Origin of the sequence: Rhizohabitans arisaemae (assembly GCF_025996515.1) — a bacterium.
Lineage (GTDB): Bacteria > Actinomycetota > Actinomycetes > Streptosporangiales > Streptosporangiaceae > Rhizohabitans > Rhizohabitans arisaemae.
The window spans coordinates 531111-556904 of sequence record NZ_BLRH01000009.1 but is presented as its reverse complement, the minus strand read 5'-3'; the positions used below and the strand labels follow the sequence as shown (position 1 = coordinate 556904).

Genomic DNA, 25794 nt, shown 5'->3' with positions numbered 1-25794 from the left:
TGGGATCCGCTAGGGCAGAAGAGCAAGCGCTCGGCCGGATTATTCGCATCGCAGGGGAAACGCATCGGCTCCTCGACGGACCGCTGGTGTCGATGAGCGGCCTGACCTGGGTCGGCGGTGGCTCCACCAAGTTCACCGACGAACTCACGCAGCGGCGGCGCGCCCTCCAGCAGGCGCTCACCGAAGCCATGGAGAACGTCGCGCATCGGATCAGACAGCTCGGCGGGCAGGTCCCGGCGCTCCCACGGGTGTCAACCCAAATCACCGTGGCCACCTCCCCACCGGGCTCGTTCACCGGCATCGACCCGGCACGGTTGGAGCACCTGATCGCCGAACTCCGGCGGGCCGGCGACCAGCTCACCCAGGCCGGTCCCCGGATCCACGGCGAACTCACCGCCCTCTGCGTGCCCGCGGCCCCCGGCCGGACCGTCGGGACAGCCGGGGAATGGGCGGCCGGCCAGGTCACCGACCTCGCCCGGCGGCTCGACGCGATCCGCCGTACCGGCCCCGAACTCCCGTTCACCGCGGGGATGACCGGATACGGGCTGTTCGGCGGGCACGCCCCCGACCCCGCGGGCGCCGGCAAACTCCTCGCGGAGGCCCAGACCGGGGACGACGCCTCCTTCGACCGGCTCATGAAACTCCAGGAACGCGGGACCGACCCCGGCCTGGCGGCCCGGATCAACACCTGGTGGATCACCCTGGACGCCGCGACCAGAGCCGCGTTGCTCGCAAGCGATCCCGTCGGGCTGGGCAGGCTCAACGGCATCCCGTCCGGGGTCCGCGACAGCGCCAACCGCACGGTGCTGGGGCAGCGCAAGGCCGCCGCCCAACGTGCCCTGAACGACATCCTGTCCCGCAAACCCGAAGGCTGGGAGGAGAAGGCGGCGGAACAACGCCGGATCCTCCAGCGGGTCGGCCAGGTGGAAGGCGGGCTGGCCGCCGGCGGGATCAACGGCCGTCCCGCGGCCCTTCTCCTCGCCTTCGACCCCGGAGGCCCGGTCGGCCGCGCCGTCATCTCCTACGGCGACCCCGACACCGCCGACCAGGTGGTCGCCTACGTCCCCGGCCTCACCACCAACCTGGACAGCGCCGCAGGGGACTTCGAAAGAGCTCGGAAGCTCTGGGACGAGACCCGTCGATGGGGCGAGGGACAGACGGTCGCTTCGATCGCATGGTTGGGTTATGACGCCCCGCAGCTCTCTGCCTCCGACATAACGAACCCGGGAAAGTCGGTGGTCCTGGACAACCCTGCGGAGAGGGGAGGGGCCATCCTGGCGGGATTCACCGACGGGCTGCGGGCCACCCATCGGGGGGAGGGACCGGACGGGCTGACGATCCTGGGGCACAGTTACGGGTCGCTGGTGACTGGAAAGGCGGCTGAGCTGAGGCCGGGTGCTTTGGCCGACCGGTTCGTCTTCGTGGGTAGCCCCGGGGTCGGGGTTCGTGAGGCGTCTCATCTTGGGATTGACCCCAGGAAGGTGTGGGTGGGGGAAGTGGAAGGGGATCCGGTAGCTGACTTTCGATGGTTCGGGCAGGATCCCAGTGAGCCGCACTTTGGCGCCCGTGCGCTCCCGGTAACGCAGGGACCGGTGACAAACCCCCACTCCAGCTACTGGGATGTGTATTCGACATCGCTGCAGTCCCTGGCCAAGGTCGTGACCGACCACAAGGACATCCACACTTGGCCGCTGCCGGACCCCTCGGAAGCGAACTCGAAGTACCCGAAGAGCCCGAAGAGAGGGTCACTATGGGAGTAACCCACCTGGTTCCTTGGGGGTCATCGCAGTCGGTCACGGTTGTATGCCGATAGTGGAGAAGGTGTGCTAATGCCCGGATTGCGTCAGGCGATCGCGGCGGTGGTTGTTCTTTCTGTGCTGACCGGTTGCGGACGGGGAATGACGATGCGAGACGACGACAAGCCGACCATCACACAGCCACAGGTGATCGCCCGGCTGGAAGAGCTGGTGCAGCAGGCCGTGGCGGGGGTCGAGCCCAGGCCTCGTTTGGAGCTGTTTGAGCCGTCGCTAACCCCGGCACACTGTTTGGATCCGACAGATGGGGGGTCGGAGGAGCGGTTGGTCCTGTCCCGCGGCTACTGGCTGCGTGATGTTCCGGCAGGGCGACTTGTTGAGGTTGCCCGGAAGATACAGCGTAACTGGGAGAGCAAAGGCTACTCGATCAGGAGCGCACGCGGTTTTGAGGAGGGTGAACCCGAGCTCAACGGCTTCAGCACACCTGATGAGTTCATCCTCGCCATGAACAAGTCGGATGATCAGACCCTCCATATCGGTGTGACATCCACCTGTTTCTGGCCGAACGGGACGCCTGAGCCGAGTCCTGCGGAAGGCACCGGATTCTAGCCTCGCCGCGGGTGAACCAATGATCGGTCAGTCGTTGGGGTTTTGTCAGATAGCCGCCGGTACGGGTGTTCTCGACCCCGGCGAAGTCGAGGGTTCTCCGTGGCGACCTCTTGTCGGAAGGTCGTCCGGGCCGACCGGCGTGACGCCGTACAGCCGCCGAGTCCGGTGCTAAGGGGAGTCCCACATCACCGGGAGTTCTCGCGGGCCGCGGATCATGCCGTTCCGGCGCCAGGGGATGTCGGTGAGGGGGGCGGCGAGGCGGAGCGAGGGGAGGCGGGCGGCGAGGACGCCGAAGGCGACCTGGAGTTCCATTCTGGCCAGGTGGGCGCCGAGGCAGCGGTGGATGCCGTGGCCGAAGGCGATGTGCGGGTTGGGGTCGCGGGCGATGTCGAAGACGTCCGGGTCGGGGAAGACGGCGGCGTCCCGGTTGGCGGAGACGGTGGCGGGCAGCACGGCCTCACCGGTCCGGATGGGTACGTCGCCGATGGCCGTGTCGCCGGTCGCCACCCGGATCGTGCCGCCGCTCACCGAGATCGGGGTGAAGCGCAGCAGCTCCTCGACGGCCGAGGGGACCAGGCCGGGGTGGTCCCGCAGCCGGGTGAACAGGGGCGGGCGGAGTAGCAGGACGACGGTCCCGGCGGCGATCGTGTTGGCCACGGTCTCGTACCCGGCGACGATCAGGGTGATGCCGAGGGAGACCAGCTCGTCCCGGCTGAGCCGGTTCTCCGTGGCGAGCGCGCCGATCAGGCCGTCCCCGCCGCCGTCGGCGATCAGGTCGGTGAAGTACGCCCGGAGGGCGGCGTCGGCGGCGCGGATCGCCTCGGGGGAGGTGCCGAGGTGGTCCTCGGTCCACCGGCGGAACCTCGGCCGGTCCCCCTCCGGTACGCCGAGCAGCTCCCCGATGACGGCGATGCTCAGCGGCCGGGCGTAGCCGGCGACCAGGTCACCGGGGGGACCGGCCGCCCGCAGGTCGTCCAGCAGGGTGTTCGCCAGCGCGTCGACCCCCGGGCGCATGGCCTCCACCCGCGAGGCGGTGAACGCGCCCATCACCGTCCGGCGGATCCTGGTGTGCTCGGGCGGGTCCATGGTGGTGAGGGCGCAGGGGTCCAGCGGGGCGGCGCGGAGCCGGGGCGCCCCTTCGGCGGCGGACGCGGCCCGGCTGAGCAGCGGGTCGGCGAACAGGCTGCGGTTGCCCGCGTAGCCGGTGACCAGCCATGCGCGGTCCCCGCTCGGCAGCCGTACCCGCGCCACGGGGCAGCTCCGCCGCAGGGTGGCGAACTCGGGTGCGGGCTCCAGCGGCACCGGGGCGGTGAGGGGGAATTCCAGCTCCATGCCGACGAGGGTGCGGCACGGCGGTCGACGCCCGCTGGAGTCCGGGGAGCACGCTCGATCACGCCTTGAGCCGGCCCTGGCAGGCTGCCACCCGACCGGCGGGGCCGCCGGAAAGGGAGGTAGCACGGTGTTTCCCCAGACCACACAGGTGCTTGTCGTCGGAGGGGGATTGGTCGGCCTGTCGATGTCGGCCTTCCTGTCCTGGCACGGGGTGGACTCGCTGACCGTGGAGCGCCGGCGCGGCCTGTCCACCCACCCGCGCGCCCGGGGGATCAACCCGCGGACGATGGAACTCCTGCGGGTCCTCGGGCTGGAGGAGCGGGTGCTGGCCGCCGAGTCGGCCCGGGCGCTCGCCGGGAACAGCGGGGTGATCGCCGCCGAGACCCTCGCCGGGCCCGAGGTGGGGGAGCTGCGGCAGGAGTACTTCATGTTCGGCTCGGCGCCGTACGCGGGGCTGAGCCCGTCCTCGTGGTGCATGTGCCATCAGGACGAGCTGGAGCCGCTGCTGCGGGGGCGGGCGGCCGAGCTGGGCGGGGAGATCCGGCTCGGCGTCGAGCTCACCGGGTTCGAGCAGGACTCAGCCGGGGTACGGGCGGTGCTGCGCGACGCGTCGGACGGCGAGGAGCACGTCGTCCACGCGGAGTACCTGATCGCGGCGGACGGGGCGGGAAGCCCGATACGGCGGAGTCTCGGCATCCCCTTCGACGGGGCGGGGACGCTCGGCCACTTCGTGAACATCCAGTTCGAGGCCGATCTGCGTGCCGCGCTCGGCGACCGCAGGTTCATCATGTGCTACCTCACCAAGGCGGGTGTGCCCTGCGCGCTGCTGCCGGTGAACAACGCCGACCGCTGGATGCTGCACGTGATGACCGGCCCGGACGGCGCGGCGGGTTTCACCGAGGAGCGCTGCCGGGAGCTGGTACGGGCCGCGGCCGGACTCCCCGAGCTGGAGGTGGCGATCAAGGGCGCCCTGCCGTGGGAGTCCGCGGGACGGGTGGCGGAGCGGTTCGGCGACGGCCGGGTGTTCCTGGTGGGGGACGCGGCCCACGTCATGCCGCCGACCGGGGCGTTCGGCTCGAACACCGGCATCCAGGACGCGCACAATCTGGCCTGGAAGCTCGCCGCCGTGCTCCGCGGCCAAGCGGGGGCCGCCCTGCTCGGCACCTATGACGCCGAGCGGCGCCCGGTCGCCGAGGCGACCGTGACCCAGGCTGTGCTGCGTTCCAGGGAACGGCCCCGGATCGGCGCGGGCGGGCCGCCCCCGGCCGCCGACCCGGCGATCGTCTCCGACCGGACGGTCGTGCTCGGCCAGGCCTACGACGACGGGGCCTGGGAGGACGTCCCGTCGGGCCGCGTCGGCACCCGGGCACCCCACGTCGCCCTGGCCGACGGCCGCTCCACGATCGACCTGTTCCGCCGGGGCTTCACCCTTCTGACCGGCCCGGACGACACGGCGTACCGCCGGGTTGCGGGCACCTGCGCGGCGGGTCTCGGCGTTCCCCTGGCCTGCTACGTCGTCGAGGACCCCTCCGTGGACAAGGCCGGGGCGACCCTGGTCAGGCCCGACGGGTTCGTCGCCTGGCGATCCGGCCCCGATCCTGTAGACCCGGCCCGCGAGCTCGGCGAAGCCCTGGCGCACGCGCTCCGCCGTACCCTCCCGTCGGAAGCCGACTCCGGTACGGCCGCGGCGCTTTCGGTGGGACCCAAGGATGTCCCCGGTTCGTCCGCGGACGCGATCCGCCAGGTCGGGGCGGCGCTCGCCGAATCCGTTCACGACGCTACGGAGGTGCTGGCCGATGCGGCGCCTCGCCCGGAAACCCCGCGGGTCCGGGTCGTCGTGTATCTCAGGGAAGGCGCGGACGAGCGCGGGTCGGTCGAGGCCGCCTACGGGCGTACCCGCGACCACCTGGAGGGGGTTCCCGGCCTGTACGGCGACGAGCTGCTCAAGGCCAAGGCCGGCCTTGGCCGCTACCTGCTCGTCATGGACTGGGCCAACCTCAAGGCCTTCACCACCTGGGAGCGCGAGCACCGCAGGAAGGGCCACCCCTCAGCCCTCCGCCCCTTCCAGGACCGAGACCGCCCCAACGGCCACTACGAGATCTACACCCTCACCGCCTCCCAGACGTTCCCCCCGTTTTAGCCCACCCTCGATGTTCGACGTGCTACATCTGGGTTATGGCAGCCATCACCGAACAGGAGTTCTTCGGCAACCTGGAGTCCATCCTGGACTCGGTGGAATCGGGCGAGACCTATCAGATCACCCGGAACGGCATCGGGATCGCGGAGCTCCGTCCGCTGCCCCGCCGACCACGCCTGACCGCGGAGGAACTTGTCGCCCGCCACCGCAGGCTGCCGAACGCCGACCCCGAGGAGCTCCGCCGAGAGCCCGACGGGCACCTTGGCACAGCCGGCCCTTTCGACAACTGAGAGCACTCCTCGACGAACACACGAGGCCTGGCCATGCCCAGCCCGTGAGACAGGGCAGGTCAGAGGCTATATCCGGTAAGCCCGAGACTCCCTACAGGGCTACCACATCCGGTTGTCGGTATAGCCGGCGGTGGACGGGTAGGCACGGCCGGGGGAGGACAACGCACGTGGGGACCGCGTTAAGCGAAGTCACCGTCAAGAACCAGTATCTTTGGGCCGAGCTCCGCTCGGCCGGCTCGAAACGCCGACAAGGCAGCGTCTTCCCTCCTGAATTTTGCGCCGCTGGCGCGGCGCAAGATTCACTCAGTCCAGACGCTGCCGCGTTTCGAGCGTGCACGTGCCTACCCAGCAAGACAGAGCAGGTCAGAGGCCGCACCCAGTAGGCCCGGGGGTTTCTATGTGGTATCCAGGTTCTGGTTGTCAGTATGGCTGGATGCTAGCTAGGTGCTTGAGGTGTTACGTCCGTATTCGCACGCCGCACGTCCTTTGCGGCGGGCGAATACGCGCGGCGGTTCGCGCCGGACGGTCTTTGTCCGGCGCGAACCGACCGCGGTCAATGTCAAAAAATACTGTTCTTGTAAGCCCGGACTCACCTGACGGGGGTACCGCACGTCCGTTGTTTCTCCTGGACTGTGCCTACAGGGCGAGCAGGCGGTCCACCACGTCCCGAAGCTCGGCATGCCCCCCGGCGGGGGAGCGCCAGGCGACGAAGCCGTCGGGGCGGACCAGGACGGCGCCTTCCGGGGTGAGGCCGTAGACGTCCGCGAAACGCCCGGTCACGTCCTGGACGTCGCCGTCCAGGAGGTAGGTGACGACGCCTGCGGCGTGTCCGGCTTCGGCCCACTCTGTGGCCTTGGGCGCGGCGAGCAGGACCGGGGCGGCGCCGAACAGGTCCAGGATCGAGTGCCGCAGGCCGTACCGCTCGACAAGGACATGCGGCGCCCGGGTGCCGGGCTGCCCGGTGAGCTCGTGCGGGGGCAGCGCGGCGGGCAGCGGCTCACCCGCCTCGACGGCGGCGGAGCGGTAGGTGTGTCCGAAGACCACCGCGTCGTAGTCGCACGGTTCGGCGAGGTACTCGGCCGGGACCGGGCGTCCGGTGCGGTCGACGAGCTGCAGGAGCGCCTGCCGCAGCGTGAAGTCGGCGACGGGGCGGCGTTCGGCGTCGTAGGTGTCGAGCAGCGCGTCCCCGGCCCGGCCCCGTAGTACGGCGGCGAGCTTCCACGCCAGGTTGTGCGCGTCCTGGATGCCGGTGCTGGCCCCGAACGCGCCGGTGGGCGGCATCACGTGCGCGGCGTCGCCGACGAGGAAGACCCGGCCGGCGCGGAAGCGCTGCGCGACGCGGCCTTCGATCTCGTAGGCGAGGGCGGTGGTGCCGTCGGCGAGCTGGGGTTCGACGGTGACGGCGAGGCCGGGGAGCCCGGCGGCGGCGCGGACGGTCTCGGCGCAGCGGTCGGGGGTGAAGTCGGCGAGGGTCTGTCCCTGTTCGGGGTGGTAGGGGATGCCGAGGACCCAGCGCCCTGCGCCGTCGTGCGGGAGCAGGACGGTGCCCGGTTCCGGCTCGGACAGGTGGGCGACTCCGATGTGCCTGCCGCGCATGGCCTGCCCGAGGTCGGCGGTGAACACGAAGTTGACGGTACGGCCGAGTCCGCCCGGTCCGGTCGCGGGGATGCCGAGCAGGTCACGGACGAGGCTGCGGTGGCCGTCGGCCCCGATCGCGTACCGGGCCCGGATCCGGCCGCCGCCGGCGAGGGTCGCGGTGACGCCGGTCTCGTCGTGGGCGAGGGAGACGAGCTCGGTGGAGAACCGGACGTCGGCGCCGAGCGCTTCGGCGCGAGCCCGTACCAGGATCTCGAGTTTGTCCTGGTCGATGGGGGCCCACGGGCAGGGACTGACGGCGTCGCCTCCGTTCGGCGGGGCGGGCGGGGTCATCGGGACGCGCCGCAGTTCCTCGCCGGTGAGCGTCTCCGCGTAGAGGATCTCGGAGCGGTCGTCGTAGACGCGGGAGCGGCCCTTGAGGATCGCCTCCTCCAGGCCGACCGACCGGTAGAGCTCGACGGTTCGCGGGTTGATCGCCCTGGCCCTCGGGTGGAGCAGTTCGTGCGGGCGCCTTTCGACGACCGTCGTCCCCACTCCGTGCCAGGCGAGAAAGACCGCGGTGGAGAGGCCGACCAGGCCGCCACCGACGACAAGGACTTCGCACTGCTCTGTCATCGCCAACCCCGGGGTAGTCGTCGTCACCGGTGTCGATCATGGGTGAGGCGGCTGGAGCGCCGGTCGAGGCCCGCTCTCGCGCCGGGGTCCAGGAGGGTGCGAGCAGGCTGGGCCACATTCGCGGCATGGACGTGGATGTGATTGTCGCCGGGGCGGGGCCGGTCGGTCTGACCGCGGCCGTGACCCTCGCCGGGTACGGCGTGCGCTGCCGGATCGTGGACGGGCGTCCGGGCCCGCAGCCGGGTACCCGGTGCTGCAACCTGTGGCCGGCCACGCTGTCGGCGCTCTCCCTCGCGGGGGTTCCCGTCGGCGAGCTGGCGGTACGGGCCCAGCCGATGCGGGCCAAGGTCTTCCATCTCGGCCGGGACGCCTTCCGGCACGAGTTGAACGAGCCGGACCACCCGTGGCCGACCCCGTTGATCTGCCCGCAGGAGGTCACCGAGCGGGTGCTCACCAGGCAGCTGGAGCGGCTCGGGGTCCGGGTGGAGTGGGGGGTCCGGGTGACCCGGGTGGAGCAGGACGACGACGCCGTGACGGCCGTACTGTCCGGAAAGGACACGGCTGAGGCGGCGTGGTTCGTCGCCGCGACCGGGGACGCCGGTACGGTGCCGGGTCTGCCCGGGCAGCCGCCCGCGACGCGCTATCCGGGGGTGGGGATCGCCCAGCTGGACGCCCGGGTGTTCCCCGCCGGGCGGTTCCCGCACGACGAGGAGCACGTGTTCCTGGTGGAGTCGGGGACGGCCGGGTTCGTGCCGCTGCCGGGTGGCCGGCACCGGATGTTCCTGATGACGGGCGACCTGCTCGACGGGGACGCCGAGCCGGGGGTGGCCCGGGTGGTGTCGGCGCTGCGGGACGCCACCGGGCTGGACATCCGGCCGGAGGCCGAGCCCTGCCTGTGGACGGCCCGGCCGAGGAGCCGGGTCGCGGGGTCGTTCCGGTCGGGGCGGTTCCTGCTCGCGGGCGGCGCGGCGACGCTGCTGCCGATGACCGTGCAGGGGATGAACAGCGGTGTCCAGGACGCCTTCAACCTCGGCTGGAAGCTGGCCCATGTGGTCCGGGGGTCCGCGCCGCCGTTCCTGCTGGACAGCTACGACGCCGAGCGGCGCCGGGTGGCGCTGGAGCTGGCGGAGCGTACCGGGCGGGTGCTGGAGTACGGCACCAGCGCCGACCCGGAGGCGACGCACCGGCCGCGGCTGAGCGTGGGGCGGGTGGACGTCCGGACCCAGCCGCCGGTGGTCTACCGGGAGAGTCCGCTGTCGGTGGACCGCTGGCCGGGCGACGATCGGGGGCTGCCCGGGATCGCGGCGGGCGGGCGGCCCCCGGCGGGGCTGGTTCCGGGGGTGTCGGCGGGGGGACCCGGCTGGACGCTGCTGGTCTTTCCCGGGTTGTCCGGGCGCGAGGGGCCGGCGGCGCCGGCGGCGCTGGCCCGGAGGCACGGCGCGGAGGTCCGGGTGGTGGCGGACGGGTACGCGCCGGTGCCCGCGATCTGCCTGGTACGGCCGGACGGCCACGCGGGGCTGTGCGGCCCCGCGGGTGACCTGGACTCACTGCGCCGCTACCTCACCGGAGTCCTGCCGGTCACCTGATTCTGAACAACAAACGAAAGTCGCATGATATGTAGGCAGTCGTACCATTATGTGTAGACTGCCTACATGGATGTGGATCCAGGGCAGGACGAGGCGGACGACCTCATCCTTGCCGTCCTCAGGGACCGTCAGCTGGAGGGCTACGCCGTCATGCAGGCGATCTCCACCCTCGTCGGCAGGCGGTTCACCCCGCCGCTCGGCAAGCTGCTCGGTTCGCTGCGCAGACTGGAGCGACTCGGGCTCCTCACCGCCTCCTGGCGGTTCTCGGCGGGCCGGCTGCGCCGCGCCTACCGGATCACCCGCGCCGGGCGCCGGGTGCTCGCCGGCCGGCGCAAGCGCCGCAAGGCGCAGGCCACGGCCGTGTCCCGGCGCGCGCGGCGCGCCGGCTGCTTCCTCGCCCGGGCCGCGTAGTCAGGGGACCGTCACCACCTGCGCCGCGTAGGTGAGCCCGGCGCCGAACCCCAGCAGCAGGGCGGGCGCCCCGGACGGGACCTCCCCGCGTTCGATCATGCGGGAAAGCGCCAGCGGGATCGACGCCGCCGAGGTGTTGCCCGACTCGACCACGTCCCGGGCGATGACGGCGGTACCGGCCTGAATCTTGGCGGCGATCGCCTCCACGATCCGCAGATTCGCCTGATGGGGGACGAACGCCGCCAGGTCCGACGGGTCCACCCCGGCCCTGCGGCACGCCTCCAGCGCCACGGGGTGGAGCGATGTGATCGCCCAGCGGAACACGGCCTGACCCTGCTGCCGGATCGACGAGTGCCGATCCTTGATGGTGATCTTGTCCCCGAGATGGCCCGCGCTGCCCCAGACCACCGGGCCGATCCCCGGCCGGGCGCTCGGGCCGACCACCGCGGCGCCCGCTCCGTCGGCGAAGATGATCCCGGTCGTCCGGTCGCCGCCGTCGGTCCACGCCGACATCTTCTCCGCGCCCACCACCAGCACGTGGCGGGCCGACCCGGCCCGTACCCCGTCGCTGGCCAGTGCGAGCGCGTAGCTGAAACCCGCGCAGGCCGCGTTGACGTCGTAGGCGCCGGGACTCGGCACCCCCAGCGCGTGCGCCACCTGGGAGGCGGCGTTCGGCATGCTGCTCTCGGAGCTGCAGGTGGCCACGATGACCAGGTCGATCACATCCGGGGTCAGGCCACCGGCGGCCAGCGCCTTGCTCGCCGCCGCCGTCGCCATGTCGACCACGCTCTCCCCGGGGTCGGCGATCCGCCGGGCGGCGATCCCCACCCGATTGCGGATCCACTCGTCCCCGATGCCGATCGACGGCGCCAGATCGGCGTTGGTGACCACGTTCGCCGGCTGATAGTGACCCATCGAGACGATTCGGGTGCCCGAAGCCCCCGGTGGCACCGACAAACCCATCACCAGGCCTCCATCCGCGAGACGGTTCGTCCGCACCGAGACTGCCCGCCCCCCTTAGCCCCCGGATCGAGCCCTCCTCGACGACCACTTGTCGCCGGTACGGCCTGCGGCGGCCGTCCCGTGGGCCCCGCGCCCCAGCGGGGCTCTAGCCCGCGGGCACATCCTGGTCCCGATCTCCCGGACCACCTCGCGGAGGAGAAGGACGTTGACGGGTCTGCTGAGCGTCGTGGCCCTGCTGGGCGGCGGCCTGATCGCCGGGGTGCTGTTCGCCGTCGCGCTGAGCACGGTGCCCGCGCTCATGGCGATGCCGCCGGGCCGCTACATCTACACCCACAAGCTGCTCGGCCGTAACTGGGATCCGACCATGCCGGCCATCGTGCTCACCACGACCGCGGCCGACGTGGCGCTGGTGTTCCTCGCCCCCGGCGGGCTCCCGGCCGCGCTCTTCCTGGTCGCCGCGGTCCTGCTCCTCGGCGTCTCCGTCGTCTCGCACCTGTGCAACGTGCCGATCAACCGGCAGATGCGGGCGCTGGACCCCGAGGACATGCCGGGCGACTGGACCGACCCCCGGCCGCTGTGGCGGCGGTGGCATCTGCTGCGCACCGCGCTGGCCGTACTCGCCCTCGTGGCCGGCAGCGTGGCCGCCACGCTCACCTGAAGGAGCCGAACGCTGTGAAGACCATGCCGGTCCTCGACTTCGACCCGCTCGACCCGGCTTACCGAGCCGACCCCTATCCGTCCTATCACCGGCTCCGGCGGGAGGCGCCCGTCTACCGGACCCCGCGCGGGCACTGGCTGCTGAGCCGGTACCGGGAGTGCGCGGAGGTCTTCCGGGACCGCCGGTTCGGGCACGGCAGCGGGCGGGTGCTGCAGGAGAACAGCTTCCGCCGGCCCGTGGAAGGCCGGAGCAAACCGTTCATCCTGCTCGACCCGCCGGAGCACACCCGGCTGCGTTCCCTGGTCAACAAGGCCTTCACCCCGCGCATCGTCGACCGGCTCGCCGGCCGGATCCAGGAGGTCGTCGACGCGCTCCTCGACGAGGTCGTCGGGGCGGGGCCGGTCGACTTCATGGCGACCTTCGCGCACCCGCTCCCGGTCACCGTCATCAGCGAGCTGCTCGGGGTGCCCGCCGCCGACCGGCACCTGATCAAAGAGCTGTCGCACGTGGTCGCCCGGGGCGTGGACCCCGACTTCCGGCACGAACCCGACCAGGTGCGCCGCAGGGCGGAGGCGTTCACCGCGTTCGACGAGTACTTCCGGGCCCTCATCGCCGAACGCCGGGACCGGCCCGCCGCCGACCTGCTGTCCGAATTGGTCGCGGCCCGGAGCGAAGGGGAGGGCCTCACCGAGGGCGAGCTGCTCACCACCTGCATTCTGCTCTACGTCGCCGGCCACGAGACGACGATGGACCTCCTCGGCAACGGGGTCCTCGCCCTCATGCGCAACCCCGGGGAGTGGCGGCGGCTCCGGGACGATCCGGGTCTGGCCGAATCCGCGGTGGAGGAACTGCTCCGCTACGACCCGCCCACCCAGATGAGCCGGCGGACCGTCCTCGCCGACGTGGAGATCGACGGGTATCCGATCGCGGAGGGGGAGCAGGTGGTCATCCTGCGCGGGGCGGCCAACCGCGACCCGGAGGTCTTCCCCGACCCGGACCGGCTCGACCTCACCCGCCGGGACAACCGGCACCTCGCCTTCGACGGGGGCATTCACTTCTGCGTCGGCGCCCCGCTGGCCCGGCTGGAGGGGCGGATCGCCTTCGCCTCCCTCGCCCGCAGGGCCCCGGGCCTGACGCTCGCCGGCGGGGAACTCGGCTACCGCGACAACCTGATCATTCGTGGCCTCGCGGCGCTGCCCGTGGACGCAAGGAGCTGACCATGCCTTTCACCGCCATCACCTACGACATCAAGCCCGGATACGAGGACGAGATCGCCGAGGTCTTCGCCCGCTTCCGCCGGGTTTCCGACCCGGTCGTCCGCAACGCCGCCGGCGAGGACGTGGGCCGGGTGCTCGGCACCGCGCTGTTCATCAAGGACGCCACGATGGTCCGCTTCATCGAGTACGAAGGCGACCTGGCGGAGGTCGCCCGGTACATGGCCGTCCAGCCCGGGGTGCGGGAAGTCGAGGAACGCCTGGTCCCCTACCTGTCCGCCCCCCGCGACACCGCCACGGTGGAAGGCTTCGCCGCCACCTTCGCCAAGAACACGATGCGCTGCCTCTCCCAGTTCTTCGCCCCCCGCGGGTAAGCGCCCCGCACGCCGGACAAGAGGCGGCGGGAACCGGGTGTCGGCCCGGTTCCCGCCGCCTCTTTCTCTGGGTTGGCTACGCGATCCTGCCCTGGACCTCGCCGTAGTCGAGGCCGGGGGTGCGGATCAGGGACTTCTTGGCGGCCATCTGGGTCTGGGCCGCCTGGTAGACGACGCCCGGCCGGGGAGCCGGAACCTCGGTGACCCGGGGCACCTCACTCAGGAGCGCGTCCAGCCGCTCCCGGGCGTAGAACCGGGTCAGCTCGGGGTAGGTGTAATGCACCAGCCCGGAGCCGTCGTGCCGGGTCACGAGGAGGAGATGGCTCTCCACCAGCCGTCCGAGCATCGTCTCGGCCGTGTCGGCGTCGCAGGTGAGCAGGGTGGCGGCCTTGGCCGCCGTGAACTCGCCGGCCGGGAGGAGGCTGAGCACGCGGAACGCGCTCTTCTCCGACTCGCCCAGCCGCTGGTAGCTGCTGTCGTGGCTGGCCCGTACGTCCAGGTCGCCGACTCGGAGCATGCTGAGGCGGGTCCGGGAGTTGGCCAGCTGGTCGGCGAGTTTGCTGAGCGGCCAGCCGTGGGTGGCGGCGAGCCTGGCCCCGGCGGCGCGGAGCGCGAGCGGGAGCCCGCCGCACATCGCGACGATCCGCTCGGCCGCCTGGCGCTCCATGCTCACCCGGAACTTGCCGAGCGTCCTGGTGAGCAGCTCAAGCCCCTCGTCCGGCTTGAGCATGCCGAGCGTCACGCTTTCGGCGCCCACCGGGATGTGGAACCGGCCGGTCACGATCACCGAGCATTCGGCGGACCCGGGGAGCAGCGGAAGCACCTGTGCGGCCGACCTGGCGTCGTCCAGGACGATGAGGACCTGGTTGCTCGCCGTCCAGGTGCGGAAGAGCTTGCTGCGTTCGCTCAGCGTCGCCGGGATCTCCTCGGGGGCGATCCCCGCGGCCCCGAGGAACTGGGCGAGCACGTCGGAGGGGTGGACGGGGTTGTTGCTGAGCCCGCGGAGGTCGGCGTAGAGCTGACCGCCGGGGAATCCGGCGCGGACCCGATGGGCGAGCCGGACGCCGAGGGCGGTCTTGCCGGAGCCCGGCATTCCCGCGATCGAGACGACCCGGGGCGCGGTGCCCCGGTCGCCGCCGGGAAGCAGCGCCCGTTCGAGCCGCCGCAGGATCTCCTCCCGGCCGGTGAAGTCGGCGATGTCCGGGGGGAGCTGTGCCGGTGGCAGGCGCCTGGGCCTCGCCGGTCCCGCCGGCGGTGCGGCGCCGACTGCTCTGACCTGGACCTCCGGTGCCGGTGGGGAGTCCGAGGACAGCAGCATCTGGTGGAGTTCGGCCATCTCCGCGGAGGGTTCCAGACCGAGTTCCCGGATCAGTGTCTTTCTCAGGTCCTGATAGGCCTGGAGCGCCTCGTACCGTCTGCCGGATCGGTGAAGCGCCAGCATGAGCTTGCCGTGGAACGCCTCGTGCAACGGGTGCGCCGAGATGAGGGTTTTGAGCTCGCTGATGAGCTCGCGGTGCCGCCCCAGCCGGAGATCCGTCTCGATTCTCAGCTCCAGGGCCCGCAGTCGGCGCTCCTCCAGCCGGGTGATCTCGGCGGTGAGGATCTCCCCCGCCTCGACGTCGGCCAGAGCAGGCCCCCGCCAGAGCGAAAGTCCTTCGCTCAGCAGGGCCGCCGCCTTTTCCAGCTCGCCCGCGTCGAAGGCTTCCTGTCCCTCCGCCAGGAGCCGTTCGAACCGGCGATAGTCCAGATCGTCCGGTGGGACGACGATGACGTACCCATAGGCTTTGGTACGCAGCATCTCGCCAAGCTGATCTTCCGCCAAGATTTTTCGCAGCTTGTAAATGTAGGTCTGGAGCGTTGCCAAAGCGCTCTGCGGTGGATTCTCTGCCCACAGCTCTTCGATGAGTACGCGCGTTTGAACGATGTGATTGTGTCGAAGTAGGAGAAGTGCCAGCACCTGGCGGATTTTTGGTGCTGTTGGCGTGAGATCCCCACTTCCGCACGTGACTTCGAGTGCCCCCAGTATGTGGAACTGCATACTCGCTCCTAAGGACTCCACCGTCTTGTGGTGGAGCCGATTGCCTTCACCATTCGAATGGCGGCTTTTATCCCGCCACTTCCAGGCTTCAAGGAACGATTTTCAATGATAGCTTCCCGGGTATATGTAGGCAAGCTACATCGAGTCGTGTTCAGGTCGTTACAATCTGTATATAAATGGAGCTGGGGGGCTGTTTTTCCGGGGGTGGTAGATCAAATACACTTCACCGCACGACATTCGGAGCGCCGAATGCCGTGCGGTGTAGCTTTAGTGGATGAAATGCCTCCTCATTCAAAATTGAGCCGTTTCACATTGAGTGGGCGTGGGTGCCCTTCTCCGGCTCCGCGACCGACTTCGGGCGGAGGTCCAGACGGCGCAGCAGCTGGGCGTTGAGCGCCACCACGATCGTGGAGAGGCTCATCAGGACGGCGCCGATCTCCATGGGGAGGACGAAACCCACCCCGGCCAGCACCCCCGCGGCCAGCGGGACCGCCGCCACGTTGTAGCCCGCCGCCCAGATCAGGTTCTGCTGCATCTTCCGGTAGACGCCCTTGGAGAGCGTCCGCACCCCGAGCACCGAACGGGGGTCGTCCGAGGCGAGCACCACCCCGGCCGACTGCACGGCCACATCGGTGCCCGCCCCGATCGCGATGCCCACGTCCGCGCGGGCCAGCGCGGGCGCGTCGTTGACCCCGTCGCCGACCATGGCGACCCGGAGCCCTCGCGCCTGCAACTCGGCGACCTTGGCGTCCTTGTCCTCCGGCAGGACCTCGGCGAAGATCTCGTCCACGCCGAGTTCGGCGCCGACCGCCTCGGCGACCTGCCGGGCGTCCCCGGTGATCATCGCCACCCGGATGCCGGCCGCGTGCAGGTCCCGTACGGCCTGCCGGGACTCCGGCCTGATGCCGTCCTCCATCGAGACCGCGCCGGCGACCGCGCCGTCGGCGAGGACGTACAGGACCGCGGCGCCGCGGCGCTTCCACTCGTCGGCGTGGGCCAGGACCTCCTCGGGCGGGACGGCCCCGCTCTCCCGGAGCAGGGTCGGGCCGCCCACCGCGATGCGGGCACTGCCCACCAGGGCCGTCACCCCGCGTCCGGTGATGGACTGGAAGTCGGTCGCCTTGGGCAGGGCGCCGCGGGTGGACGCGGCTTCGACGATCGCCTTGGCCAGGGGGTGCTCGCTGTCGGATTCGGCCGCTCCGGCCACCGCGAGCAGCGAGTCCTCGGTCCACCCGGCGGCGGGCGCGACCCCGGTGACGGTGGGCCGTCCCTCGGTCAGGGTGCCGGTCTTGTCGAACAGCACGACCTGGACGTCACGCATGCGCTCCAGCGCCTTCCGGTCCTTGATCAGAATGCCCTGACCCGCGGAGAGCTCGGTGGAGATGGAGACCACGAGCGGGATGGCGAGTCCGAGCGCGTGGGGGCAGGCGATGACCAGCACCGTGACGGCCTGTTCGACGGCGGTGCCGCCGTTGCCGAGGATCGACCAGACGAGCAGGGTCAGCAGCGCCGCCCCGGCCGCGTAGTAGAACAGGAGGGCGGCGGCCCGGTCGGCGAGGACCTGCCCGCGGGAGCGCGAGGCCTGCGCGTCGGCGACCAGGCGCCGGATGCCGGCGAGCGCGGTCTGCTCCCCGATCGCGTCCACCTTCACCCGGACCGAGTTGTCGGTGGCGACGGTGCCGGCGACGACCCGGTCGCCGGGGGTGCGCGCCACGGCGCGGGACTCCCCGGTGATCATGGATTCGTCGAATTCGGCCGTCCCCTCGGAGATCACGCCGTCGGCGGGCACCCGGCCACCCGAGCGGACCAGGACCAGGTCGCCGACGCGCAGATCCCCGGTCGGCACCCGCTCGACGCCGCCGTCGGTCACCCGCTCGGCCTCGTCGGGCAGGAGCGCGGCGAGCGCGTCGAGGGCGCCCGAGGCCGCGCCGAGCGCGCGCATCTCCAGCCAGTGGCCGAGCAGCATGATGTCGATCAGCAGCACCAGCTCCCACCAGAAGTCCAGCCGGTGTGAGGCGAGGTGGAGGGAGGCGGCCAGGGAGGCGACGAACGCGACGCTGATCGCGGTGGAGATCAGGAGCATCATCCCCGGCTCGCGCCGGGAGATCTCGTACTTCGCCCCGGAGAGGAACGGCAGGCCGCCGTAGAGGAAGACGACCGTGCCGAGCACCGGGGCGACCCAGGTGGAGAGCGGGAAGGTGGGTACGGTGTATCCGACCAGGTGGGCGAACATGGGGCTGAGGCCCACCACCGGAACGGAGAGGAGCAGGCTCAGCCGGAACTTTCGCCGGAAGACCTCCCCGTGGGCACCGTGCCCGGCGTGCTTGTCGTGGTCGCCATGGCCTTCGTGGGCGGCCTTCCCCTGCGGCGCCTGGCCGTGGGTTGTGTGCCCCGCGTGTGGGTCATGGTCCAGATGGCTCATGTGGTCCATGTATGTCCGCCCCTCCTACTGAAAAACCTGCGCCGAAGAATCAGCACGTCACAGTGGTGAACATATTACCCCCCAGGGGTATTCCGGGCGAATCGGAGGCCTGGTGCGCGGGACACTGGTCTACCCTGACCGGGAGACCGGGCGCGGCCGACGGAGGCGGACATGAAGATCGGATTGCAGATCCCCGATTTCACCTGGCCCACCGGACCCGCCCGCCTGGGTCCCGAGCTGGCGGCGGTGGCGGCGGCCGCGGACCAGGCGGGGTTCGACTCCCTCTGCCTGATGGACCACTTCTTTCAGATCCGGTACCTGGGACCGCCCGAGCACGACATGCTGGAGGCGTACACCACTCTCGGCTTCCTCGCCGCGCACACCTCGCGGGTGAAGCTGATGACCATGGTCACCGGGGCGATCTACCGGCAGCCGGCCGTCCTGGCGAAGATCGTCTCCACCCTCGACGTGCTCTCCGGCGGGCGGGCCTGGCTGGGGATCGGCGCGGCCTGGAACGAGGAGGAGTCCCGGGGACTGGGGCTGGACTTCCCCCCGCTCGCCGAGCGGTTCGAGCGGCTGGAGGAGACGCTGGAGATCTGCCTGCGGATGTGGCTCGGCGACGAGCGGCCCTACGCGGGCAGGCATTATCGGCTGGAACGGCCTCTGGGCGTTCCAGCGCCGCTCACCAAGCCGCATCCGCCGATTCTGATCGGCGGCGCCGGCGAGAAGAAGACGCTGCGTCTCGTCGCCAGATACGCCCAGGCGTGCAACCTGTTCCCCGGCCCCGAGCTGGCCCGGAAGCTGGAGGTGCTCCGCGCGCACTGCGAGCGGGAGGGCCGCGACTACGACGAGATCGAGAAGACCTGTCTGTACGCCTTCGACGCGAACGACCCCAAGAAGATCGTGCGGGAGCTGCGGATCCTGGCGGCGAGCGGCGTCCAGACCGTGATCGGGTCGGTCGCGGACGTCTGGCGGGTCACCCCCGTGGAGGTGATCGGGCGCGAGGTGATCCCCGCGGTCGCCGGGCTGTGACGCCGCTCAGATCTCGGTGAGCTCCAGCAGGCTGTCCAGCATCGCCGTCGTGGACCTCCCCTTGGTGAGGGAGATCTCCCACGCCTCGGCGCCGAGGCTCTCGGCCCCCCGGCGTTTGGCGTCGGCGTAGGTGTCGCCCCGGGTGAAGGCGAGCGCGGCCGGGGCGAGGGGGCGGAGCAGCTCCGCGTAGTCACCCCATCCCGCGCAGGAGGGCGGACCGGAGATCACGAACACCCCGGCCGTGCAGCGCAGGGCGGCCAGGATCTCGGCCCGGTCGTCCGCGGTGTTGACGGGCCGGCCCGGGCCCTTCCAGGAGCGCACCCGCAGGTCGTCCTCGACCCCGATGACGAGGGGGAGGCCGCGTGCGGCCACGTCCGTGAGGAAGCGGACGTGCCCCACGTGGAGGAGGTCGAACACACCCGTCACGATCACCGAACCCGGCGACCGCACCGGCTGGCCGTACCATCGGCTGGTCAGCGCTGCCTCATCCATGTTCCCGATCCCCCCGCATGGGCTAGGTGCGATCCCCGGTCAACCAAAGAGCGCGCGGCCGGTCTCCGCTATTCCGTATCTTTCGGGTCCGGCCACCGTGGGGATCGTCGCCCGGTACGGACACGTCGCGGTTGCGCGCCGTACCGCGTCGCGGCGGACGGCACGGTTCAGAGCGTACGACGGCACGGGCCGTCCGGCTCACGCGCCCCCGCCGTACCGGACGTGTGCCCCGGAGCCGGGGTCAGGCGAGGGAGAGGAAGAGTTTCTCCAGCTCGTCTTCGCTCATGGGGGGCTGCTCGCCGCGGTTGCGGGCGGCCTGGCAGTGCCGCATCCCGCTCGCCACGAGCTTGAACCCCGCGCGGTCCAGCGCCCGGGAGACCGCGGCCAGCTGGGTGAGCACCGCGGTGCAGTCACCGCCGTCCTCGATCATCTTGATCACACCGGCGAGCTGCCCGTGGGCGCGGCGCAGTCGTACCAGCGCCTCTCCGGTCAATGCAGGGCCCATCTCCATGGGCGGATTATACCGGAGGGGGTAAATCTCCACCGGTGTGCCGTCCCCACCTGCCCCGCCGCAGGTGGGGACGGCGGCCTGTGGGGGCTACCGGTCACGGAGCTCGAACCAGACCCCGGGGTCGGGCAGGGTGCGCACGAGTCCGCTGCGGGCGGCGATGAGCTCGACCAGGTGGAGTCCTCTGCCGAGGGTGACCCCGGGGACGGCCCAGCATCCGCAGCCGGGGGAGAGCACGGTGACGCCGACGGAGTCCGGTTCGGCGCGGACGGACACCGTGAACTCGGGGGTGTCCCGGCCGAAGACGCAGATCTGCGCGTGATACATGATCACTGTGGCGAGCTCGCTGGTGAGCAGTGCGGCGTCGTAGAAGCAGGGATGGTTCCGCCCGAGGAGGTCCGCGAGGAACCGTCGCGCGGCACCGACATCCCGATACGCCCCGGGGAAGCGGTGCGATACCGGAATTCTCTCCGACAGGTTAAGGATTGTCATCCTGCGGTCACTCCCTGTATATCCAACAGGCCGTCAGGTATGGGCAGGCGTGGCAGACTTCAGCCATCGTGACCCGGCCGCCGAGAAAATGCAATACTGCAGACGCAATATTTCAAAGTATCTGCCGACTGCCGGGAGCCGATCATGCACCTCCAAAGGGGGAGACCTGTGGCGAGTCCCACGGTACGGCTGCGGCGTCTGGCCAGTGAGCTGACGCGTCTCCGCAAGGTGTCGGGCCTTTCCCGCGAGGAGGTGGCCGAACGGCTGGAGCTCGCGCCCTCCACCGTGTATCGGATCGAGACGGGGCACACCCGCCCACAGAGCAGGACGATCCGGGACATGCTCGACCTGTACCGCCTGGAGGGGGCGGAACGTGAGGCACTCCTCAACCTGGCGAAGGAAGCGGGACGGCGCGGCTGGTGGCACGCCTTCGGGGACGTCGTCTCCGGGCCCTACATCGGGCTTGAGGCCGAGTCGTCCTCGCTGCGCAACTACGAGCCGCTCATGATTCCCGGGCTGCTGCAGACTGAGGGGTACGCGCGGGCGGTGGTGAGCGCGGCCCTCGTGGAGGACCCGACCGAGATCGAGCGCCGGATCGCCCTGCGGATGGAGCGCCAGCGGCGGCTGATCGGCCCCGGGCACTTCACCCTCTGGGCGGTCGTCGACGAGGCGGTGCTCCGCCGGCCGGTGGGCGGGCGTGAGGTGCTGCTTGAGCAGCTGGCCCAGCTGGTGGAGACGGCGGCCCGGCCGAACGTCACGATTCAGGTCGTACCGTTCGAGGTCGGTGCCTATCTCGGCATGGGGAACCCCCTGGTGATCCTCGGGTTCCCCGACCCCGAAGACCCCGACGTGGTTTTCCTGGAGAACATGGGAGGTGAGCTCTACCTGGAAGACTCCGGGCTGATCAGCAGATACACGCAGGTGTTCGATCACCTGAGGGCTGCGGCGCTCGGCCCCGAGCAGTCAATCGCCAAGATCCAATCGGTAGAGAAGGAGATGACATGAGCGACAACCCCGGCACGCAGTGGCGCCGGTCGAGCCGGTCGAACACGCAGGGCAATCAGTGCGTCGAGGTCATCGTGGGCAGCACCGTGGTGGCGGTCCGCGACTCCAAGGACCCCGACGGCCCGCGGCTCGTGTTCACGCCCCGTGAATGGGAGGCGTTCGTCGGCGGCGTCAAGGACGGCGAGTTCGACCTGACGGCGTAGCCCGGTCGGCCGCGGAGGACTCCCGGCGGGGAAGCACCGGAAACAGGACCGGTGGTGTGCGGGAGAAGCGCACACCACCGGTCCTGGAACGACTGTACGCCGTGTCGCCGGAACTCCGGGTCGGAAGGGTCGCGCCGGTGTTCGCCCCACCGTCGTCGTGCCACGCGGGAGCCCACCCGCCGGACGACGGCGGTGATCGGCGCCTCGCCTCGGGTTTGCGGGGCTTCGCCACGTTTATCTCCGGCCGGGACGCTGTCTCCGGCCGGGACGCGCGCCGGTGCCGGAGGAGGTGTCGTCACCGGAGGAGACCAGGTGAACGCGCACGGCGATATTTGGTGGGTACCGGTGGGCCGAATCACCGATTAAGTCCTTAAATAGTGATTGCTTTGGCTCGTTTGGCTTGTGGGATCGTGCCTCAGCCGTAACATTGGCCCCGCACAGACTTACCGACAAGCGATACCGCCAGACATTGATGAACCGAGCGCCACTGGCGCGGAGGTCCGCTCATGAGTTCAACGAACGATCACCGCCACGACGGTCCCGAGCGCGAGCCACGGCGCCGCGTCTCCCGGACGACGATGGCGGCCCTGCTGACGAGTGCCCTGCTGGTGGTGACGGTCCCGGTGGCGATCTGGGCGCTGCGCAACGCGCCCAAGCCGGAGGGGACCGCCCCGGTGGCCCCGGTCCCGGTTTCGGTCGAGGAGATCCTGGAGGCCAGTTTCTGGGAACCCGCGGGCCAGGTCAAGGCGCGCAAGAACGCGGACCGGGCCCCCGTCGAGCTGGGGGTCAAGTTCACCCCCGACCGGGACGGCGCCGTCACCGCGATCCGGTTCTACAAGGCCTCCGGTGAGCGCGGCAAACACGTCGGGACACTCTGGGACGCCCAGGGCAAGGTGCTCGGCCGGGTGAACTTCGGCCGCGAGACCAAGTCGGGCTGGCAGCAGGCCGCGTTCGCCACCCCGGTGAACATCAAGGCCGGACGGGTCTACACCGTCTCCTACCACACCACCTACGGCACCTACGTCGCGTCCCGGGACTTCTTCAACAGTCCGCACACGGCCGGGCCCCTGACGGCTCCCGCCGGCGGCAACGGCGTCTTCGCCTACGGCAAGACCAGCCGGTTCCCGGCGAACGCCCACCGGTCGAACATGAACTACTACGTCGACCTGGTCTTCCGGTACAAGACGCTCCGTACGGTCCCGGCTCCGACCGGCAGCCCGAGCGCCCCGTCCACCCAGGTCCCCGAGGCCCCCCGGCCCACGGTGACCCCCAAGCCGACCGTCAAGCCGTCGCCGACCGCGACGGTCAAGCCCACCGAGCCCACCGAGAATCCGACGCTGCCGAGGGATCCGGAGGAGACCCCGACCGCGAAGCCCACCACCAAGCCCTCGCCCCCGGCGCAGACGCCGACCGAGAAGCCCACCCAGAAACCGACCGAGAAGCCGTCGCCGCCGGTGGAGACGCCGACCGAGACTCCCTCGACGGAGCCGCCGACGAACAACCCGGTCCCACCCTCGGGTGACTTCCCGAACGAGTCCAACACCGGCCCGGCCGCGGGCACGCTCAAGAAGATCCCCGGTGGCCAGATCCGGGAGAACGGCAAGGTCCTGGACGGGGTCGAGATAACCGGCGGCCTGGACGTCTACGCCAACAACGTGACGATCCGCAACTGCCGCATGATCGTCGACGGCTACTGGGCGATCCAGCTCCGCGACGGGTTCACGGGCCTCACCGTGGAGAACTGCGAGATCGGGAGCAACGGGAGCCGCCTCGGCATCGGCATCAGCAACGCCGGGGATGGGGCGATCTTCGTACGCCGCAACAACATCCACGGCACCAGCAACTCCGGGGTCACCACCTCCAACGGGGTGGTCGAGGGCAACTACATCCACTCCCTCAAGCGGGTCGACTCGACCGACCATGTGGACGGAATCCAGAACAACGGGTCCAAGGCGAAGGGGTCGCTGCTGATCCGCGGCAACACCGTGATCAACCCCGGCTACGAGACCAGCGCCATCATCCTCGGCGCGGCGTTCGGCCCGATCCACGATGTTCGGGTGGAGGGCAACCTGCTGGGAGGCGGCGGATACTGCATCTACGGCGGGGCCAAGCACGCGGGGCACGCCTACGCCCCGTACAATGTTGTGATCAAGGACAACGTCTTCAGCAGCGCGGTCTTCGCCAAGTGCGGGGCCTACGGGCCGGTGGCGCACTTCGACGAGGGCGCCCCCGGGCACGTCTGGAGCGGCAACGTCTGGGAGGACACCGGTGTGACCATCGGGCCCGACGGCAAGTCCGAGACCCCTGACCCGAACCCCAAGGCGACCTCACCCTGATCGGATGTCAACCGCGGCGGGTGGTCCGGATCGATCCGGACCACCCGCCGTTTTCTTGCGGGCCGGAGCCGGTACGGCGGCGGTTCGGCCCCGACGTGTCCGTACAAGGCGGGATGGGACCGGGTCACCCATGCCGGATATCCCTTTCGTCTCCCGTCGGGACCGGGGAGCGCATAGGGTCTCGCCGACGGCGCGCGAGTGGTTGCGGGGAATCGCCGAGGGCGCCGTAGACCTTGATCTCCCGGGTCCCGGATCACCGGTGGTGGCACGGGATGCCGTGGCACACGGCGGATCCCGGCGCCCGTGGCGGGAAGCCGGGATCCGGCGAGGACATGCCCTGGTGTATCGATTGTTATGGAGGGAGGATTAGGGAGTGTTATGCCAAATGTGTAATGGGGTGCGCCCCGCAAGAACAACCGCCGACTACACGCTCGCCCGGGCCAGGCAGATCCTGCGCCACGGGCTCTGCTCGTGCGCCACGACTCCCGAGCCTCAGCAGGCGCCTGCGCCGCTTCCGGTGCGGGAGATCGGTCCGGAGCCGGTACGGGCACAGCCCGCGAGTGTCATCGAGTCCCGTTGACCGGCCCGCGGGCCCGTACCGTCAGTTGAACTGGAAGGAGCGCTTCGCCAACCCGTACCAGTAGCCGTCGATCACGGCGTCCTGGGTGCGCAGGTCGTCGACTCCGGCGCCCAGCGCCACGAAGAGGGGGGCGAAGTGCTCGGTGCGCGGATGCGCCATCCGGGCCGCGGGCGCGCGGTGCCCGAAGTCGAGGAGCGCGTCCACGTCGTGGGCGGCGACGGTGCGGTCCACCCATTCATCGAACTCCGACGACCAGGTGGGCGGGGTTCCCCCCGATCCGAGCGCCGGGTTGAACGCGCTGAGGTTGTGCGTGGTGAAGCCGCTGCCGACGATGAGCACCCCCTCGTCCCGGAGCGGGGCGAGCCGACGTCCGATCTCCAGGAGGGCGGACGGGTCGAGCGTCGGCATCGAGACCTGCAGGACCGGGACGTCGGCCTCGGGGTACATCTCGGCCAGCGGGACGTAGGCCCCGTGGTCCAGCCCGCGGGCCGGTTCGTCGTGCACCGGAATCGCCGGGGAGCACAGGAGTTTGCGGACGTCGTCCGCGAGCTCCGGGGCGCCGGGCGCCTCGTAGCGGACCTGGTAGAAGCGCTGGGGGAAGCCCCAGAAGTCGTAGATCAGGGGCACGGTGCTCGTCGCCCCGAGCGTGAGCGGTGCCTCCTCCCAGTGCGCGGACACCATGAGGACGGAACGGGGGCGGGGCAGGCCGGCGGACCATTCGGCCAGCTGGCGGGTCCACACCGGGTCGTCGGCGAGCGGCGGGGCACCGTGGCTGAGGTAGATCGAGGGCATCCTCCCGGTCATCACGCACGTTCCCAGGTCACGGTGAGCTCGCTCCGCTGCCCGAACCGCTCCAGGTGTCGGCCGAGGACGTCCTCGATCACGGCGAGGGTATCGGCGTTCTCGGCGACGGCCCGCATGACCAGCCGGTCCGTCCCGGGCTCCAGGAAGCCCGCCCCGCCTTCGAAGACCAGCCGCCGCCCGGTCTCGGTGTCCTCCACCGTGAGCTTGCGGCCGAGGTGCGCGGCGAGCTGCTTGGCGTACCGCGCGGGCGCGTCGGTGACCACCGTCGCCGTGGAGTTGAACATGCCTGCCTCCGGGAAGTAGTTGAGCGTTCAATACTCTCTACGCATCCCGTAACAGGGCG

Annotated in this window: 24 protein-coding genes; 14 read left to right on the top strand and 10 right to left on the bottom strand. The window is 70.6% G+C overall.

Annotated elements, in window-relative coordinates:
* Positions 1-92: 92 nt before the first annotated feature.
* On the top strand, positions 93-1760 hold the full coding sequence (locus tag RUR_RS03465) for an alpha/beta hydrolase (RefSeq protein ID WP_283133374.1): 1668 nt from the start codon (positions 93-95) through the stop codon (positions 1758-1760).
* Between the two features lie 69 nt (positions 1761-1829).
* Positions 1830-2363 carry a hypothetical protein gene (locus tag RUR_RS03460; protein ID WP_283133373.1) on the top strand — a complete coding sequence of 178 codons (534 nt, stop codon included), beginning with the start codon at positions 1830-1832 and terminating at the stop codon, positions 2361-2363.
* 168 nt (positions 2364-2531) lie between these two features.
* On the opposite strand, the gene RUR_RS03455 is transcribed toward RUR_RS03460, so the two are convergent.
* Entirely contained in the window at positions 2532-3695 is a 1164-nt protein-coding gene (locus tag RUR_RS03455) for a cytochrome P450 (RefSeq protein ID WP_283133372.1), read from the bottom strand.
* Positions 3696-3822: 127 nt separating this feature from the next.
* On the opposite strand from RUR_RS03455, the gene RUR_RS03450 reads away from it, so the two are divergent.
* Together RUR_RS03450 and RUR_RS03445 are read left to right on the top strand one after the other, a co-directional pair.
* Positions 3823-5835, top strand: a complete 2013-nt coding sequence (locus tag RUR_RS03450) for an FAD-dependent monooxygenase (RefSeq protein ID WP_283133371.1) — start codon at positions 3823-3825, stop codon at positions 5833-5835.
* Positions 5836-5870: 35 nt separating this feature from the next.
* On the top strand, positions 5871-6122 hold the full coding sequence (locus RUR_RS03445) for a PhdYeFM domain-containing protein (RefSeq protein ID WP_283133370.1): 252 nt from the start codon (positions 5871-5873) through the stop codon (positions 6120-6122).
* 636 nt (positions 6123-6758) lie between these two features.
* Here the strand turns inward: RUR_RS03445 and RUR_RS03440 are convergent.
* Positions 6759-8360 carry an FAD-dependent monooxygenase gene (locus RUR_RS03440; protein ID WP_283133369.1) on the bottom strand — a complete coding sequence of 534 codons (1602 nt, stop codon included), beginning with the start codon at positions 8358-8360 and terminating at the stop codon, positions 6759-6761.
* 11 nt (positions 8361-8371) lie between these two features.
* Here RUR_RS03440 and RUR_RS03435 point away from each other — a divergent pair, with 11 nt between their 5' ends.
* Together RUR_RS03435 and RUR_RS03430 are read left to right on the top strand one after the other, a co-directional pair.
* Positions 8372-9919 (top strand): FAD-dependent monooxygenase, encoded by a 1548-nt coding sequence (locus tag RUR_RS03435; protein ID WP_283133368.1) that lies wholly within the window; start codon positions 8372-8374, stop codon positions 9917-9919.
* Positions 9920-9985: 66 nt separating this feature from the next.
* Complete coding sequence (locus tag RUR_RS03430; RefSeq protein WP_283133367.1) at positions 9986-10330, top strand: helix-turn-helix transcriptional regulator; 345 nt, start codon at positions 9986-9988, stop codon at positions 10328-10330.
* Here RUR_RS03430 and RUR_RS03425 read toward each other — a convergent pair whose 3' ends face one another.
* Positions 10331-11293 (bottom strand): beta-ketoacyl-ACP synthase III, encoded by a 963-nt coding sequence (locus RUR_RS03425; RefSeq protein WP_283133366.1) that lies wholly within the window; start codon positions 11291-11293, stop codon positions 10331-10333.
* Between the two features lie 205 nt (positions 11294-11498).
* On the opposite strand from RUR_RS03425, the gene RUR_RS03420 reads away from it, so the two are divergent.
* Genes RUR_RS03420 through RUR_RS03410 form a run of 3 tightly spaced genes read left to right on the top strand, consistent with a single transcriptional unit; the run spans position 11499 to position 13539 of the window.
* Positions 11499-11951, top strand: coding sequence for an anthrone oxygenase family protein (locus RUR_RS03420; RefSeq protein ID WP_283133365.1), 453 nt, complete (start codon positions 11499-11501; stop codon positions 11949-11951).
* A 23-nt stretch (positions 11952-11974) separates the two neighbouring features.
* Positions 11975-13168: a cytochrome P450 gene (locus tag RUR_RS03415; RefSeq protein WP_283133998.1), complete on the top strand. Its 1194-nt coding sequence runs from the start codon at positions 11975-11977 to the stop codon at positions 13166-13168.
* Between the two features lie 2 nt (positions 13169-13170).
* Entirely contained in the window at positions 13171-13539 is a 369-nt protein-coding gene (locus RUR_RS03410; RefSeq protein ID WP_283133364.1) for a SchA/CurD-like domain-containing protein, read from the top strand.
* Positions 13540-13615: 76 nt separating this feature from the next.
* On the opposite strand, the gene RUR_RS03405 is transcribed toward RUR_RS03410, so the two are convergent.
* Together RUR_RS03405 and RUR_RS03400 are read right to left on the bottom strand one after the other, a co-directional pair.
* Positions 13616-15577, bottom strand: a complete 1962-nt coding sequence (locus RUR_RS03405) for an AfsR/SARP family transcriptional regulator (RefSeq protein WP_283133363.1) — start codon at positions 15575-15577, stop codon at positions 13616-13618.
* A 307-nt stretch (positions 15578-15884) separates the two neighbouring features.
* Complete coding sequence (locus RUR_RS03400; protein WP_283133362.1) at positions 15885-17999, bottom strand: heavy metal translocating P-type ATPase; 2115 nt, start codon at positions 17997-17999, stop codon at positions 15885-15887.
* Positions 18000-18170: 171 nt separating this feature from the next.
* On the opposite strand from RUR_RS03400, the gene RUR_RS03395 reads away from it, so the two are divergent.
* Complete coding sequence (locus RUR_RS03395; protein WP_283133361.1) at positions 18171-19031, top strand: LLM class F420-dependent oxidoreductase; 861 nt, start codon at positions 18171-18173, stop codon at positions 19029-19031.
* 6 nt (positions 19032-19037) lie between these two features.
* Here RUR_RS03395 and RUR_RS03390 read toward each other — a convergent pair whose 3' ends face one another.
* From RUR_RS03390 to RUR_RS03380, 3 genes are all read right to left on the bottom strand, one after another.
* Positions 19038-19523, bottom strand: coding sequence for an adenylyltransferase/cytidyltransferase family protein (locus tag RUR_RS03390; RefSeq protein ID WP_283133360.1), 486 nt, complete (start codon positions 19521-19523; stop codon positions 19038-19040).
* 241 nt (positions 19524-19764) lie between these two features.
* Positions 19765-20034: a metal-sensitive transcriptional regulator gene (locus RUR_RS03385; RefSeq protein WP_283133359.1), complete on the bottom strand. Its 270-nt coding sequence runs from the start codon at positions 20032-20034 to the stop codon at positions 19765-19767.
* Between the two features lie 87 nt (positions 20035-20121).
* Complete coding sequence (locus RUR_RS03380; RefSeq protein WP_283133358.1) at positions 20122-20523, bottom strand: ATP-binding protein; 402 nt, start codon at positions 20521-20523, stop codon at positions 20122-20124.
* 168 nt (positions 20524-20691) lie between these two features.
* Here RUR_RS03380 and RUR_RS03375 point away from each other — a divergent pair, with 168 nt between their 5' ends.
* The 4 genes from RUR_RS03375 (at position 20692) to RUR_RS03360 (ending at position 24647) form a co-directional block, all read left to right on the top strand.
* On the top strand, positions 20692-21528 hold the full coding sequence (locus RUR_RS03375; RefSeq protein WP_283133357.1) for a helix-turn-helix domain-containing protein: 837 nt from the start codon (positions 20692-20694) through the stop codon (positions 21526-21528).
* Positions 21525-21731: a DUF397 domain-containing protein gene (locus RUR_RS03370; protein ID WP_283133356.1), complete on the top strand. Its 207-nt coding sequence runs from the start codon at positions 21525-21527 to the stop codon at positions 21729-21731. The genes RUR_RS03375 and RUR_RS03370 overlap by 4 nt, the downstream gene beginning before the upstream one ends.
* A gap of 506 nt (positions 21732-22237) precedes the next feature.
* Positions 22238-24067, top strand: coding sequence for a DUF4082 domain-containing protein (locus RUR_RS03365; RefSeq protein WP_283133355.1), 1830 nt, complete (start codon positions 22238-22240; stop codon positions 24065-24067).
* A 397-nt stretch (positions 24068-24464) separates the two neighbouring features.
* Positions 24465-24647, top strand: a complete 183-nt coding sequence (locus RUR_RS03360) for a hypothetical protein (protein ID WP_283133354.1) — start codon at positions 24465-24467, stop codon at positions 24645-24647.
* Positions 24648-24668: 21 nt separating this feature from the next.
* Here the strand turns inward: RUR_RS03360 and RUR_RS03355 are convergent, their stop codons facing one another.
* Both RUR_RS03355 and RUR_RS03350 read right to left on the bottom strand, forming a co-directional pair.
* Complete coding sequence (locus RUR_RS03355; RefSeq protein ID WP_283133353.1) at positions 24669-25451, bottom strand: dioxygenase family protein; 783 nt, start codon at positions 25449-25451, stop codon at positions 24669-24671.
* The gene (locus RUR_RS03350; RefSeq protein ID WP_283133352.1) at positions 25451-25735 is read right to left on the bottom strand and encodes a DUF2218 domain-containing protein; all 285 of its coding nucleotides are present in this window, start codon (positions 25733-25735) and stop codon (positions 25451-25453) included. Before RUR_RS03350 ends, RUR_RS03355 begins: the two co-directional genes overlap by 1 nt.
* Positions 25736-25794 lie beyond the last annotated feature (59 nt).